General features: G+C 62.3%; 12 protein-coding genes. 10 read left to right on the top strand and 2 right to left on the bottom strand.

The genetic code is table 11. From position 1 onward, the window contains the following. Positions 1–74 precede the first annotated feature (74 nt). The 7 genes from NKI17_RS05990 to NKI17_RS05960 all read left to right on the top strand — a co-directional run bounded on the left by NKI17_RS05990 (position 75) and on the right by NKI17_RS05960 (position 7,771). Complete coding sequence (locus tag NKI17_RS05990; protein WP_023677522.1) at positions 75–1,106, top strand: LacI family DNA-binding transcriptional regulator; 1,032 nt, start codon at positions 75–77, stop codon at positions 1,104–1,106. Between the two features lie 309 nt (positions 1,107–1,415). Beyond that, a complete protein-coding gene (locus tag NKI17_RS05985) occupies positions 1,416–2,357 on the top strand; it encodes a sugar ABC transporter substrate-binding protein (protein WP_352451673.1) in 942 nt (313 codons plus the stop codon). Positions 2,358–2,471: 114 nt separating this feature from the next. Further along, positions 2,472–3,548, top strand: coding sequence for an ABC transporter permease (locus NKI17_RS05980; RefSeq protein ID WP_292655972.1), 1,077 nt, complete (start codon positions 2,472–2,474; stop codon positions 3,546–3,548). 2 nt (positions 3,549–3,550) lie between these two features. Beyond that, a complete protein-coding gene (locus NKI17_RS05975) occupies positions 3,551–4,318 on the top strand; it encodes an ATP-binding cassette domain-containing protein (RefSeq protein ID WP_254815918.1) in 768 nt (255 codons plus the stop codon). Positions 4,319–4,385: 67 nt separating this feature from the next. Continuing rightward, positions 4,386–5,387, top strand: coding sequence for an inositol 2-dehydrogenase (gene iolG, locus NKI17_RS05970; protein WP_352568500.1), 1,002 nt, complete (start codon positions 4,386–4,388; stop codon positions 5,385–5,387). Positions 5,388–5,410: 23 nt separating this feature from the next. Beyond that, entirely contained in the window at positions 5,411–6,205 is a 795-nt protein-coding gene (locus NKI17_RS05965; RefSeq protein WP_023677517.1) for an SDR family oxidoreductase, read from the top strand. A 474-nt stretch (positions 6,206–6,679) separates the two neighbouring features. Beyond that, entirely contained in the window at positions 6,680–7,771 is a 1,092-nt protein-coding gene (locus tag NKI17_RS05960) for a 3-deoxy-7-phosphoheptulonate synthase (RefSeq protein WP_352826776.1), read from the top strand. Positions 7,772–7,984: 213 nt separating this feature from the next. Here the strand turns inward: NKI17_RS05960 and NKI17_RS05955 are convergent, their stop codons facing one another. Next, on the bottom strand, positions 7,985–9,094 hold the full coding sequence (locus NKI17_RS05955) for a Gfo/Idh/MocA family protein (RefSeq protein WP_352691450.1): 1,110 nt from the start codon (positions 9,092–9,094) through the stop codon (positions 7,985–7,987). A 153-nt stretch (positions 9,095–9,247) separates the two neighbouring features. Between NKI17_RS05955 and NKI17_RS05950 the strand changes: the two genes are divergently transcribed. Further along, positions 9,248–10,093: a MurR/RpiR family transcriptional regulator gene (locus NKI17_RS05950; protein WP_023677514.1), complete on the top strand. Its 846-nt coding sequence runs from the start codon at positions 9,248–9,250 to the stop codon at positions 10,091–10,093. On the opposite strand, the gene NKI17_RS05945 is transcribed toward NKI17_RS05950, so the two are convergent. Beyond that, on the bottom strand, positions 10,090–10,980 hold the full coding sequence (locus tag NKI17_RS05945; RefSeq protein ID WP_352905516.1) for an AraC family transcriptional regulator: 891 nt from the start codon (positions 10,978–10,980) through the stop codon (positions 10,090–10,092). The two genes, NKI17_RS05950 and NKI17_RS05945, sit on opposite strands and share 4 nt — an antisense overlap. 138 nt (positions 10,981–11,118) lie before the next feature. On the opposite strand from NKI17_RS05945, the gene NKI17_RS05940 reads away from it, so the two are divergent. Together NKI17_RS05940 and NKI17_RS05935 are read left to right on the top strand one after the other, a co-directional pair. Further along, the gene (locus tag NKI17_RS05940) at positions 11,119–11,847 is read left to right on the top strand and encodes an SDR family oxidoreductase (RefSeq protein WP_023677512.1); all 729 of its coding nucleotides are present in this window, start codon (positions 11,119–11,121) and stop codon (positions 11,845–11,847) included. Positions 11,848–12,047: 200 nt separating this feature from the next. Further along, positions 12,048–13,982 (top strand): bifunctional 5-dehydro-2-deoxygluconokinase/5-dehydro-2-deoxyphosphogluconate aldolase, encoded by a 1,935-nt coding sequence (locus NKI17_RS05935; protein ID WP_352826774.1) that lies wholly within the window; start codon positions 12,048–12,050, stop codon positions 13,980–13,982. Positions 13,983–13,989: the final 7 nt, after the last annotated feature.

The raw sequence follows: 13,989 nt of genomic DNA, 5'->3' as shown, positions 1-13,989 counted from the left end.
AATATCACAAAGATAGTTTCTATCATTTTCCATCAGAATGGTGTAAAAGGGCCAAACAGTGGAATGAGGCAGCGATGGCGAAACGGCCGACGATCACCGACCTGGCGCGCATTTCGGGGGTCAGCGTTGCCACCGTCGACCGGGTGCTGAACAACCGCTTGCCGGTGCGCGAGGAAACCGCGCGCCGCGTCTATGAGGCCGCGACCAGCATCGGCTATCACGCAGCCGGATTGATCAAGCAGCGGATGCGCCATGAATTGCCCGAATACCGGCTCGGGTTCCTGCTGTTGAGACGGGAGGACGTCTTCTACAGTGAATTTGCCCGCGAGCTTGAACTGGCGGTATCGCAGTCGCCGCGCTTTCGCGGCGTGGCCACCATCGACTTCGCCGCTTCGCTGGCGCCGGACGAGATCGTCGAGCGGATGCGCAAGCTGGCCGCCAAATCCAGGGCCGTCGCCCTGGTCGGGCCTGATCACCCGACGCTGACGGTCGCCGTCGAGGCTCTCAAAGCCAATGGCGTACCGGTGTTCTCCCTGCTTTCCGACTTTGCGTCCGGTATTCGCGAGGGCTATGTTGGCCTGGACAATCGCAAGGTCGGCCGCACCGCTGCCTGGATGATCTCGAAGGCCGCGAAGAGACCTGGCAAGGTTGCCCTCTTCGTCGGCAGCCATCGCTTCCATGGCCATGAGCTTCGCGAGATCGGTTTTCGCTCCTTCTTTCGCGAGCAGGCGCCGGAATTCACTCTCCTCGAGACGTTGGTCAATCTGGAAGCGAACCAGATCACGCATGATGCAATGATCGAGCTTCTGGCCCGCCACCCTGATCTCGCCGGTTGCTATGTCGCCGGTGGCGGCATGGAAGGCGCGATCTCGGCGCTGAGGGAGGCAAAGCCGGCTGAGATGCCGGCGGTCGTCTGCAACGAGATCACGCCCGACTCCCGCGCGGCGCTGGCAGATAATTTCCTGACCATGGTGATCTCGACGCCACTGGCGGCGCTTTGCCGCGAGCTTGTCGGGCTGATGGCGCATGCCATCGAGACCGGCGCTGCGAATGCGCCGGGCCAGACCTTTCTGCCCTTCGACATTTATCTGCCGGAAAACATCTGACGTCGCGGTCATCGGCGGCAGACATGATGTAATCTATCAGAACGCTTTCAGGCCTGGCTTGCGTTAGCGTCCGTCTAAAAGCGCTCGAAATGCCGAAAATCCATTCCTCATGGCGAAATCTCGCTTGACGCCCAAGCGAAATGGAATAAATATTTCACCAACTGAGAATTTTGGTTCTTTCGTTCCGGAAGATCTGTTTCAGGCAAATGCCTCCGGAACTAAAAATGGCAATCGGGAGAGAATTCCCTGCGAGATCGGGGATTCCGGGTAGATCGGTGCAGCCGGACACCAATGTGGAGGAGAAATAAAATGAAAAAACTGCTTTTGGGCGTCGCGTTCGCGGCGCTGATGAGTTCGTCCGCCTTTGCTGCCAAGATCGGCGTGTCGATGGCGTTGTTCGACGACAATTTTCTCACAGTGCTGCGCAACGGCATGATTGAACAGGCCAAGGGCATGGACGGCGTCGAGCTGCAGGTGGAGGATGCGCAGAACGACGTCGCCAAGCAACTCGACCAGATCAAGAACTTCGCCGCCTCAGGCGTCGACGCCATCATCGTCAACCCGGTCGACACCTCGGCGACTCAGGCGATGTCGGACGCAGCCGCCGCTGCCAAGATTCCACTGGTCTATGTCAATCGCGAGCCGGTCAACGTCGACACGCTGCCCGAAAACCAGGCCTTCGTCGCCTCGAACGAAGCCGATTCCGGCACGCTCGAGACCAAGGAGGTCTGCCGCCTGTTCAAGGAGGCCGGCAAGACTGAAGCCAACGTCTATGTGATCATGGGCGAGCTGTCGAATCAGGCAGCGGTGCAGCGCACCAAGGACATTGACGACGTGATCGCCACGCCGGAGTGCAGCTTCATCAAGATCATCGACAAGCAGACGTCGAACTGGAAGCGCGAAGAAGCGCAGAACCTGATGACCAACTGGCTGTCGACCGGCAAGCCGTTCGACGGCGTCATCGCCAATAATGACGAAAGCGCCATCGGCGCCATCCAGGCGATGAAGGCCGCCAACATCGACATGAAGTCGGTTGTCGTCGGCGGGGTCGACGCTACCCAGGATGCGCTTGCCGCGATGCAGGCGGGCGACCTCGATGCGACGGTGTTCCAGGACGCGGCCGGCCAGGGTGCCGGCGCGCTTGACGCAGCGCTCAAGCTGGCGAAGGGCGAGAAGGTCGAGCACAAGGTCTACATCCCGTTCCAGCTGGTCACGCCGGCAAATATCGACAAGTTCCTGAAGAAGAACTGAGGCGGACCTGTCCGATACGGAGCGGCGCGCCAAGGTAAGACAGCGCCGCTCCGCTTTTTCCCTCTCGGCCTGAACAGCGCCGAGTGGAGACCGTGGCTGACGGAGGAAGCACGATTGGCACAGACATCTCACGGCGTCGGCGGGCTCAGCTATGATGCGAAGCGGCGCGCATGGCCGGCCGAATTCAACGTCTTCCTGGCGCTCGTCATCCTGGTCGGCGCTTTCGAGCTGATCGGCCGGGTTTTCCTGGGCGACAGCTTCCTGTTCAACACCCGCGACAATATCGATGCGATCTTCAACGAAGCGCGCCTGCAGATCATCATCCTGCAGGTGTCGATAGTCGGCATCATTGCCATCGGCGTGACGCAGGTGATCATTACCGGCGGCATCGACCTGTCCTCAGGTTCGATCGTCGGCGCCACGGCGATGATAGCCATGAGCTTCGCCCAGGTGGCGACCGTCAATGGCAACCCGAACCCGAAGGCGATGTTCATCGCGCAGGGCTGGACCGACCTGCCGGTGATCGTGCCCGTGCTGGTCGCGATCGGCTGCGGCCTGCTGGCCGGCCTGGTCAACGGCGCTTTGATCGCCTACACGCGCATCCCGCCGTTCATCGCCACGCTCGGCATGATGGTCACCGCGCGCGGCATCGCCAAATGGTGGTCAAAGGGGCAGCCGATCTCGTTTCCGACCGAGAGTTTCGCCGCCATTGGCAAGGGGCTGATGCCGGTCATCATTTTCATATCGCTCGCAGTGCTGTTCCAGCTGATCCTGAGTTACACCAAATATGGCAAGCACTGCTATGCAATCGGCTCCAATGAGGACGCCGCGCGCATGTCCGGCATCAACATCGCCAACCACAAGATCCTCGTCTACGTCATTGCCGGCGTCCTCGCCGCGCTCGCCGCCGTGGTGCTGAGCTCCAAGAATCTCACCGCCCAGGCCGGCATGGGTGTAATGTACGAGCTCGACGCGATCGCCATGGCGGTTATCGGCGGCGTCTCGCTGTCGGGCGGCCGCGGTTCGATTATCGGGACAGTGATCGGCTCGCTGATCTTCGGCGTCATCATCTCCGGCTTCACCTTTCTGCGCCTCGACGCCTATTATCAGGAGATGGTCAAAGGCGTGATCATCGTCGGCGCAGTCGTACTCGACCAGTGGCGCCAACGCCTGCGGGCGATGAGGGCTTGATCATGTCAGACATCGTCCTGAAGACCGAAAACCTGACCAAGTATTATGGCGGCGTCCATGCGCTGGAGGGTGCCAACTTCGAGCTGCGCAAGGGCGAGCATGTCGCCATCATGGGCGACAACGGCGCTGGCAAATCGACCTTCGTACGCCAGATCACCGGCGTCGAGCAGCGCACCAGCGGCAGGATGTGGTTCGACGGCAAGGAAGTGAATTTTGCCGGCCCCATCGAAGCCCGCGAGGCGGGCATCGAGACGGTGTTCCAGAACCTGGCGCTCGCCGACGACCTCGACGTGCCGTCGAACCTGTTCCTCGGCCGCGAGCGGGTGCTTTTCAATCTCGGGCCCTTCTCGATCCTCGATCGCAAGTTCATGCGCAAGGCGACCGAGGCAGCCTTGGTCCGGACAGCGGTCAAGATCCCCAATCTTTCCAATACTATCCGCCACATGTCGGGCGGCCAGCGCCAGTGCGTAGCAATTGCCAGAACCGCGACCTTTGCTTCCAAGCTCATCATCATGGATGAGCCGACGGCGGCACTCGGCGTGCAGGAGACGATGCAGGTCGAAAACATCATCCGCACGCTGAAGGAGAATGGCGAACCGCTGATCCTGATCTCTCACAACATGCGCCAGGTGTTCGACCTGGTCGACCGCATCGTCGTTTTCCGGCGCGGCCGCATCGTCGCCAATTTGCGCAAGCAGGACACCGACGGCAACGATATCGTCTCCTACATCACCGGCGCCAAGACCGGGCAGGCGGAACTTGCGGCGTAACGGCCAACGCCGAGCACAGGCGCTGACACGCCCTCCCTTCCGAACCATCCTCAAAGGAAAACTCTTCATGCCTCTTCGCTTTGCTCTTCTCGGTGCCGGCCGTATCGGCAAGGTCCATGCTCGCGCCGTCGGTTCCAATCCTGAGGCCAGGCTGGTCGCAGTTGCCGACGCCTTCGAGAAGGCGGCGACCGATCTGGCCTCTGCCTATGGCGCCGAAGTGCGCAGCATCGATGCCATCGAGAAGGCCGGCGATATCGATGCGGTCGTCATCTGCACGCCGACCGATACCCATGCCGATCTGATCGAACGCTTCGCCAAAGCGGGTAAAGCGATTTTCTGCGAAAAGCCGATCGACCTCGACGCCGCCAGGGTGGAACGTTGCCTGGCCGTCGTCGACAAGGCCGGCGCCACCCTGATGGTCGGCTTCAACCGCCGCTTCGATCCGCATTTTGCCGCCGTGCGCAAGGCGATCGACGACGGCGCCATCGGCACTGTCGAAATGGTGACAATCACCTCGCGCGATCCCGGCCCGCCGCCGCTCGACTATATCGGCCGCTCGGGCGGCATCTTCCGCGACATGACCATTCATGATTTCGACATGGCGCGCTTCCTGCTCGGCGAGGAGCCGGTGGCGGTCAGCGCGCATGCTTCGGTGCTGGTCGACAAGAAGATCGGCGAGGCCGGCGACTTCGACAGCGTCAGCGTCATCCTCGAAACTGCCTCCGGCAAGCAATGCGTTATCTCCAACTCACGCCGCGCCACCTACGGCTACGACCAGCGCATCGAGGTGCATGGCTCGAAAGGCATGATTGCGGCCGAGAACCAGCGGCCGGTGTCGATCGAACTGGCCAATGAGAAAGGCTATACGCGGCCGCCGCTGCACGATTTCTTCATGACCCGTTATCTCGACGCCTATGCCAACGAGATCGCTGCCTTCATCGCGGCAGCGACGTCAGGCAAGAAGGCGGCGCCGAGCGGCAAGGACGGGCTGGTGGCGCTCAGGCTGGCGGATGCGGCGCTGAAATCGGCCAAGAAAGGCAAGACCGTCCGCCTCGACAAAACAATCTGACTATCAAGCACAGGAGCAAGGCGATGAACGGTTCAGCCGGTCGCAATTCCGAAACACGCGCCATCGTCACCGGCGGCGCACAAGGCATCGGCTTTGCCGTCGCCGAAGCGCTGGCCGATGAGGGCTGCCGGGCGCTGGCGCTGATCGGCCGCTCGCAGGAGAAGGGCGACAAGGCTGTCGCCATCCTCAAGGGGGCAGGCGTCGATGCCATCTTCATCAGCGCCGACGTCTCAAAAGTGGCCGACTGCAAGCGTGCGGTCGAAACGGCGATTGGCCATTTTGGTACCGTCAACGCGCTGGTCAACGCCGCTGCCACCTCGGCTCGCGGCTCGCTGGTCGAGACCTCCGAGGATCTGTTCGACCAGATATTCCAGACCAATGTGCGCGGCCCGTTTTTCCTGATGCAGGGCGTGGTGGCGCATTTGCTGGCGCGCCAGGTACCGGGCTCGATCGTCAACGTGCTGTCGATGTCGGCGCATTGCGGCCAGTCGTTCCTGGCGCCCTATTCGTCGAGCAAGGGAGCGCTGGCGACACTCACCAAGAATGTCGCCAATGCCTATCGCGGCAATCGCATCCGCTGCAATGCGGTGCTGCCCGGCTGGATGGACACCGAGGGCGAGGCGATCGTGCAGAAGAAATGGCACGACGCGCCGGAGGACTGGTTGGAGAAGGCCGAAGCCGCGCAGCCGATGGGCCAATTGGTGAAACCGGCGCAGCTTGCCCGGTTGATCAGCTATATGATCAGCCCGCAGTCCGGCGTCATGACCGGGTCGCTGGTCGACTACGATCAGAGCATCGCCGGGGCGTCACCGGAATAACGCCGGCAAGTCTAGCGGAACGCCGCCCATCACTTCGTCATCCACGGGCAGAGCAAGGAGCGCAGCGACGCGGCGCAGACCCGAGGATCCATGCCGTGACATCTAGGCGTCGCTACAATGCAGAATTTAGTTCCGCAGCACTCCTTGGCCAAGGCAACGGCATGGATCCCAGGGTCTCCGCGACGGAGCTCCGCTCCTGCTTCGCCCTGGGATGACGAAGTTCGGGGGGCTTCAGCCAATCGCGAATGGGCTGGAGTAAACCTCCTCCTCACCAGGCACGTGACAAGCGCATCCGCATCGACTATATCAGCCCTCATGATCAACCTGACCGCCACATATTGGTACTTTATGAGCTCGCTGGCGGCGGGAGGATTGCGCTCGATCTGAAGATTGCAGCAATAACATCCGAACAGCCGCCAGACCTGGCGGCTTTTTTGTTTCAGCCGGCAGGTCTCCCAATCAGGAGCAGAAGCCGTGTTGACGACCACAGACGATCTTCGGGTCAAGGAAATCAGAGAACTGAGCACACCCGACGAGGTGATGCGGGAAATACCGCGCACGCTGACGGCGACGCGCACCGTTGCCGCATCACGCAATGCCATCCACGCCGTGCTGACCGGCGCCGACGATCGGCTGGTGGTCGTCGTCGGCCCCTGTTCGATCCACGACCCGGCCGCCGCCGTAGACTATGCCAGCCGTTTGGCATCGCTGCGTGAAAGCCTGTCGGACCGGCTGGAGATCGTGATGCGGGTTTATTTCGAGAAACCGCGCACGACGGTCGGCTGGAAGGGCCTGATCAACGATCCCGACCTCGACGGCAGCTTCAACATCGACAAGGGGTTGCGGATGGCCCGCAACGTGCTCTCCGCCGTCAACAATCTCGGCCTTCCGGCGGCCACCGAATTCCTCGACATGGCCACCCCGCAATATATTGCCGACCTCGTCGCCTGGGGCGCGATCGGCGCACGCACGACAGAGAGCCAGATCCATCGCGAGCTGGCGTCAGGCCTGTCCTGCCCGGTCGGCTTCAAGAACGGCACCGACGGCAATCTGCGGATTGCCGCCGAAGCGGTGAAGTCCGCCGCCCAGCCGCATCATTTCATGGCGGTGACAAAGGGCGGGCGCAGCGCCATCGCGACGACCACCGGCAACGAGGACTGCCACGTCATCCTGCGCGGCGGTATTGTGCCGAATTATGACGCGGCAAGCATTGCTGCTGCCTGCGCTGAGCTCGGCCGGATCGGCGTGGCGCCGCGGCTGATGATCGATGTCAGCCACGCCAACAGCAGCAAGAAGCCGGGAAACCAGCCGCTGGTGGCGGCTGACATGGCGGGCCAGATCGCGGCGGGCGACGAGCGCATCGTCGGCATCATGATCGAGAGCAACCTCGTCGCCGGCCGGCAGGACGTCGTGCCCGGCAAGCCGCTCGTCTATGGCCAGAGCATCACCGATGGCTGCATCGACTGGGCAACCACCGAGACGGTGCTTTACGGCCTTGCCGACGCCGTCGAGCGGCGCCGGTCGGCGAGACGTGCCATGATCGCCGATCGCCCGGGAGCCGCCTGAGGCAGCCAATGCCGGCCCTGTCCCTTCTCCCCTTGTGGGAGAAGGTGGATCGGCGCGCAGGGCCGAGCCGGATGAGGGGTGCCGGAAGGATCTCGGCGTGAAAATTTGAGGGATTTGAAGCGCTTATTTCTTTGCTGTAGCGATCCGTCCAACACCCCTCATCCGACCGAGCTTCGCTCGGCCACCTTCTCCCACAAGGGGAGAAGGGGCTTACTACCGCACCTCCATCCAGCGCTGTTCCGCGAACGAGCGCGCCATCGCGTGCACCGTGCGCTCGATCTCCAGGCCTTCGTCGAAATCGATGATCCGCGCCGGCTTGCCGGCAAGCCGCGTCAACAGCTCCCGGCATTCGATGATCTTGAGATCATTAAAGCCAAGGCCGTGACCGGGCGCCGGCAGGAAGGCGTCATAAGGCTTATGATGCGGCGCCACCAGGATGGTGCGGTAGCCTTGCTCGGTCGGCCGGTCGGCCGTCAGATAGAGTTGGAACTCATTCATCCGCTCCTGGTCGTACAGGATCGAGCCCTTCGAGCCAAAAATCTGGATGGCGATCCGGCCTTTGCGGCCCCAAGCCGAACGGTTGACCAGCAGCGTGCCGGCGATGCCGTTTTCGAGATGCATCAGGATGCTGGCGATGTCGTAGGTCTCGACCGCGCGGCGCCCGCCCGAGGCGACGCGGCGGTCGGCATAGGGTTTGGCCATGTCGCACATGACGCGGGCAACGCGGCCGAACAGTACGGCGATGAGCGACAGCGGGTGCACGGCGAAATCGTCGAGCGCGCCGTAGCCGGACGCCGCCTCGTGCTTCCAGAAGAACAGCGCCTCCGGATCGGCCATGAAGTCCTCGTCCATCTCGATACGCAGATGGTTGACCTCGCCGATGATCTTCTCGTCGAGCAGCGCGCCGATATGGCGGATCGCTGGGTTCTGAATATAGTTATAGCCGAGCGCGGCCACCTTGCCGGACTTTTGGGCCGCCGCAGCCATTGCTTGCGCCTCGGCGAAGCTCGGCGCCATCGGTTTTTCACACCACAGATGCTTGCCGGCTTCGAGGATGGCGATGGCCATTTCCGGGTGGAACTGGTTCGGCGTGGTCAGCGAGATGACATCGACTTCCGGGTCGTCGACGACAGCGCGCCAATCGCCGGAGGCCTTGGCGAAGCCGAATTCGCTGGCACGGCGTTTGGCAAGATCCTCGTTGACCTCGCCCAGATGGACCAGCCTTGGCTTGGCCACTTCGGGAAAGACGGTGCCGACCGCGTTCCAGGCAATGGCGTGGCACTTGCCCATGAAACCCGTGCCGATAAGACCTACCCCGACCATCCGCTTGCCTCCCTGTGTGCAAAATTTGTGTGGATGAATTAGTCCATTTTGTCTGCAGATGGAACGCTTGTCTCATTTTTTATGGTGTTCTTGCACAGGCCCGCTATGATGGGGCACAGAGGGAACCAGACGATGAGCCTGGGCGGAGCGACGATGGACGAACGGGTGCCGCGCGATTTCGAGACGCTGCGGGCGACGATCTTGGAGCGGCGCCACAGCCTGCCGAAACGTATCGCCCAGATCGCCGCCTATGCGCTCGACAACCCAGACGATATCGCCTTCGGCACCGCTGCCAGCATTGCCGCTTCCGCCGGTGTCCAGCCTTCGACCCTGATCCGCTTTGCCCAGCAGCTTGGTTTTGATGGTTTCACCAGCCTGCAGTTGGTGTTTCGCGAGCGCCTGCGCGAGCGCAACTCATCCTATGATGAAAGGCTGGCGGCATTGCGCGCCAAGGCCGAGGAAGGCGCCGGCCACCGCGCGATTTTCGACGGTTTTGTTGCCGCAGCCAGTACCTCGCTCAACGACATTTCGCGCACGCTGAATGAAGACCATTTCGAAGATGCGATCACTGTGTTGGCCAAGGCCGAAACCATTTACGTGCTGGCCAAGCGGCGCTCCTACCCGGTCGCCTCCTATATCGCCTATGCATTGGGCAAGCTCAAGATCCGCAACCAGCTGATCGAATCGGCCGCCGGCCTCAATGCAGAGATGATCGGCTTTGCCTCTCCAAGGGACGCCGTGATCGCCATCAGCTTTTCGCCCTATGCCCCGGCCACCATTGAGGAGGCGCGCGTCATTTCGGAGCAAGGCGTGCCGATCGTGGCGATTACCGACAGCTCCTTTTCGCCACTCGCCCAATTCGCCAGGGTCTGGTTCGAGGTCGCCGAGGCCGATTTCGCCGGCTTCCGCTCGCTGTCGGCGACGATGGCTTTGGCTATGGCGCTGACCGTCGCGGTCGGCGAGAAGCGGCGCGATACTGGCAAGAAGCGCAAGCCTTAGATCACCTCTATTGCGGTTTCGCCTTCTGCCGAAAGCCGCGCTGCGTCGCGGGCAGGCAGCGACCCGAACTGGCGGGCATACTCCCGGCTGAACTGGGAAGCACTCTCATAGCCGACGGCGAAGGCGACACGTGCGACGTTGCCCGGCTGGGCAATCAGCAGATGGCGGGCTTCCAGCAAGCGGATTTGCTTTTGATACTGGATTGGGCTCATGGCCGTCGCCGCCTTGAAGTGACGATAAAACGCAGCGCTGCTCATACGGGCAATCTCGGCCAGATCGCCGACCCGGACCGGCTGATGGGGATGCGAACGGATCCAGGCGATCGCCCGGCCAATCCGGGACAGATGGCCATCGGCGCGCGCAAGTTCACGAAGCTTTCCGCCTTGGGGGCCTTGCAGGAGCCGAAACAGCATCTCTCGCTCGATCATGGTCGCGAGCACGGGAATCTCCGCTGGCCGGTCAAGCAGCCGCATCATTCGACGCAACGCGTCGAGCAGATCGTCATCAGCGGGAGAGGTGGAGAAACTGTCGCCACTGAGGGCCGGCGCGTGCTCGACGAGGAGCGCGGCGACGGCCTGCAGGTCAAGGGTCAAGCCAATGGCCAGGTAAGGACGCGCCGCGCTCGCTTCGATTATCTGGCTGATGGTGGGCGTCTCGACAGTATAGATGAAATAGCTGGCCGGATTGTAACGAAGAGCTCGGTCGCCGATCAGAACCGTCTTCGCGCCCTGCAGTACGAATAAGATCCCCGACCCCCACACCCCTGACAATGGCGGCGTGGCGACTTCGCTGCGGCCGATCGAAACGCGGGGAACCGCCGTTCTTGTTCGTCGCCCGCGCGCATGGCGGCCGGCGATCTCGATCAACTCCTGCAGCGCCTTGCTCATTGCGCCAGCATCGCGCATTCGCACCGGCGGCGCAACAGCGTGAGAGGATTAGGCAAGAGCCGGAGAATTTCCGGCGCGCAACGCCCGCTGCCTCGCACCATTTGTGGGTCTTCCACAAGAAAAATGGAGACACCGATTATGAGAACATCGAAAAGCGCGCTGGTGACCGGCGCCAACAAGGGTATAGGCCATGAAATCGCCCGGCGACTGGCGACCATGGGCTTCAAGGTCTGGCTCGGCGCCAGGAGCGCCGAACGCGGCATGGCGGCGGCGCAGGCATTGCGCGCCGAAGGCCTCGACGTGGAGTGGCTTGAGCTGGACGTCACGCGGGATGACAGGGTGAAGGCGGCAGCCGAGGCATTCAGGCAGGCCAGCCCCTGCCTCGACGTGCTGGTGAACAACGCCGGCGTCGCCATCAATTACGACCTGCCGCCGAGCCAGCAGCGGATCGCCGACATCCAGGCCACCTACGACGTCAATGTCTTCGGCCCGATCCGCGTGACCCAGGCATTCCTGCCGCTGCTGCTAGCAGCACCTGCTGCCCGGATCGTGATGGTGAGCAGCTCCACCGGGTCCATCGGCCGGGCGCTCGATCCCGCCACTGCGAACCACGCCGTTAACATGATGGGCTACGGCAGCTCCAAGACAGCCTTGAATGCCATCACGGTGGCGTTCGCCAGGGAGCTCGCGCCCCAAGGCATCAAGGTCAACGCCGCGGCGCCCGGCTACACTGCCACCGATCTCAACGGGTATAAAGGTCACCGCACGGTGCAGCAGGCGGCCGAGATCGTCATTCACCTGGCGACCTTGGACGCCGATGGCCCGACCGCCGGGTTCTTCAACGATGATGGCCCGCTTCCTTGGTAAATCAGCTGGTTTCAGCGGTAGATACTTGACGTTCGTCTGACTTCAAAGTTTCTGAACGCGCGAGCCTTGCACAGCACTTTTCAGCTTTGGGAATGCTCGTTCCATATTGACTATGGATTGGAATTATTATTTCATATTGCTGGCGCCACGCTGCCGCTCGCGCGTGTTACCCAAGACAACAAAGCCGATGGGAGGTTCGAATGGGCGAAGCCGTGGAAGCGAAATATTCGCCGCTCGACATTATCACGATCGGCCGCGCTTCCGTCGATCTCTACGGCCAGCAGATCGGCTCGCGCCTCGAGGACATTACTTCCTTTGCCAAGTCGGTCGGCGGCTGTCCGGCCAATATCGCGGTCGGTACTGCCAGGCTCGGCCTGCGCTCGGCGCTGCTCACCCGCGTCGGCAATGAGCAGATGGGCCGCTTCATCCGCGAGCAGCTGACCCGCGAGGGCGTTTCGGTCCAAGGCCTCAAGACCGATCCGGAGCGGCTGACCGCCCTGGTGCTGCTGTCGGTCGAGGATGAAGGCGTCTCGCCGATGATCTTCTATCGCAGCGATTGCGCCGACATGGCGCTTTCGAAAGACGATATCGATGAGGCGTTTATCGCTTCGGCACGCGCGGTCGTCGTCACCGGCACGCATTTTTCACGGCCCAACAGCGACGCCGCCCAGCGCAAGGCGATCCGTGTCATGAAAGCCAAGGGCGGCAAGGTGGTGTTCGACATCGACTACCGCCCCAACCTCTGGGGTCTCGCCGGCCACGCCGAAGGCTTCGAGCGCTATGTGAAATCCGACCGCGTCTCGGCGCAGTTGAAGACGGTGCTGCCCGATTGCGATCTCATCGTCGGCACCGAAGAGGAAATCATGATCGCCTCGGGCGCAGACGATTGCCTGAGCGCGCTGAAAACCATCCGCTCGCTGTCGGCGGCAACCATCGTGCTGAAACGCGGCGCCATGGGCTGCATCGTCTATGACGGGCCGATCAGCGACGACCTCGAGGACGGTATCGTCGGCAAGGGATTTCCAATCGAGGTCTACAATGTGCTCGGCGCCGGCGACGCCTTCATGTCGGGCTTCCTGCGCGGCTGGCTCGGCGAGGAAAGCCTGGCGACGGCGGCGACCTGGGCCAATGCCTGCGGCGCCTTTGCCGTGTCGCGGCTGCTCTGCGCACCGGAATACCCGACTTTCGAGGAATTGCAGTTCTTCCTGAAAAACGGCAGCAAGCATCTGGCGCTGCGCAAGGACGAGGCGATCAATCACATCCATTGGGCGACCACGCGCCGGCGCGACATCCCCTCGCTGATGGCGTTCGCCTGCGACCACCGCGTCCAGCTGGAGGATGTCGCGGCAAAAGCCGGCGCCGATCCGTCGCGAATCCCAGCTTTCAAGGTGCTGACGGTCAAGGCTGCGGCCAAGGTTGCGGCTGGCCGCGCCGGCTACGGCATGCTGCTCGACGAAAAATACGGACGCGAGGCGATGTTCGAATTCGCCCACCATTCCTTCGCCTGGCTCGGCCGGCCGGTCGAGTTGCCGGGTTCGCGGCCGCTTCGCTTCGAGTTCTCGCAAGACATAGGTTCGCAACTGACCGAATGGCCGGTCGACCACTGCATCAAGTGCCTGTGCTTCTATCATCCCGACGATCCCGCGGCGCTGAAGAGCGAACAGCAGCAGAAACTGCGCGCTTTGTTCGAGGCCGCGCGGAAAGTGGGCAGAGAACTTCTGGTCGAGATCATCGCCGGCAAGCACGGCAGGCTCGACGACATGACCATCCCGCGCGCGCTCGAGGAACTCTACGCACTCGGCATCAAGCCCGATTGGTGGAAGCTCGAACCGCAGGCATCGGCCGGCGCATGGGCAAAGATCGAGGCGGTGATCCTGAAGAACGATCCGTGGTGCCGCGGGATTGTGCTGCTTGGCCTCGAAGCGCCGCAGGACGAATTGGAAGCGGCCTTTGCTGCCACCGCCAAGGCGTCTATCGTCAAGGGCTTTGCCGTCGGCCGCACCATCTTCATCAACGCGGCCGAACAATGGCTTGCCGGCAAGATGTCAGACGATGAAGCGGTTGCCGACATGGCATCTCGCTTCGAGAGACTGACCGAGGCATGGCTTGCGGCGCGCGGCCGCAAAGCGGCATAAGAAGGCG

The organism is Mesorhizobium sp. M0816, assembly GCF_040320005.1.
Classification (GTDB): domain Bacteria; phylum Pseudomonadota; class Alphaproteobacteria; order Rhizobiales; family Rhizobiaceae; genus Mesorhizobium.
The sequence above is the reverse complement of the archived record's forward strand: the minus strand, read 5'-3'. Positions and strand labels throughout refer to the sequence as shown.

Coding starts and splice junctions, on each gene's coding strand:
- NKI17_RS05990 (WP_023677522.1), top strand. CDS start 75: ATGGCGAAACGGCCGACGATCACCGACCTGGCGCGCATTTCGGGGGTC.
- NKI17_RS05985 (WP_352451673.1), top strand. CDS start 1,416: ATGAAAAAACTGCTTTTGGGCGTCGCGTTCGCGGCGCTGATGAGTTCG.
- NKI17_RS05975 (WP_254815918.1), top strand. CDS start 3,551: ATGTCAGACATCGTCCTGAAGACCGAAAACCTGACCAAGTATTATGGC.
- iolG (WP_352568500.1), top strand. CDS start 4,386: ATGCCTCTTCGCTTTGCTCTTCTCGGTGCCGGCCGTATCGGCAAGGTC.
- NKI17_RS05965 (WP_023677517.1), top strand. CDS start 5,411: ATGAACGGTTCAGCCGGTCGCAATTCCGAAACACGCGCCATCGTCACC.
- NKI17_RS05955 (WP_352691450.1), bottom strand. CDS start 9,094: ATGGTCGGGGTAGGTCTTATCGGCACGGGTTTCATGGGCAAGTGCCAC.
- NKI17_RS05950 (WP_023677514.1), top strand. CDS start 9,248: ATGGACGAACGGGTGCCGCGCGATTTCGAGACGCTGCGGGCGACGATC.
- NKI17_RS05945 (WP_352905516.1), bottom strand. CDS start 10,980: ATGAGCAAGGCGCTGCAGGAGTTGATCGAGATCGCCGGCCGCCATGCG.
- NKI17_RS05940 (WP_023677512.1), top strand. CDS start 11,119: ATGAGAACATCGAAAAGCGCGCTGGTGACCGGCGCCAACAAGGGTATA.
- NKI17_RS05935 (WP_352826774.1), top strand. CDS start 12,048: ATGGGCGAAGCCGTGGAAGCGAAATATTCGCCGCTCGACATTATCACG.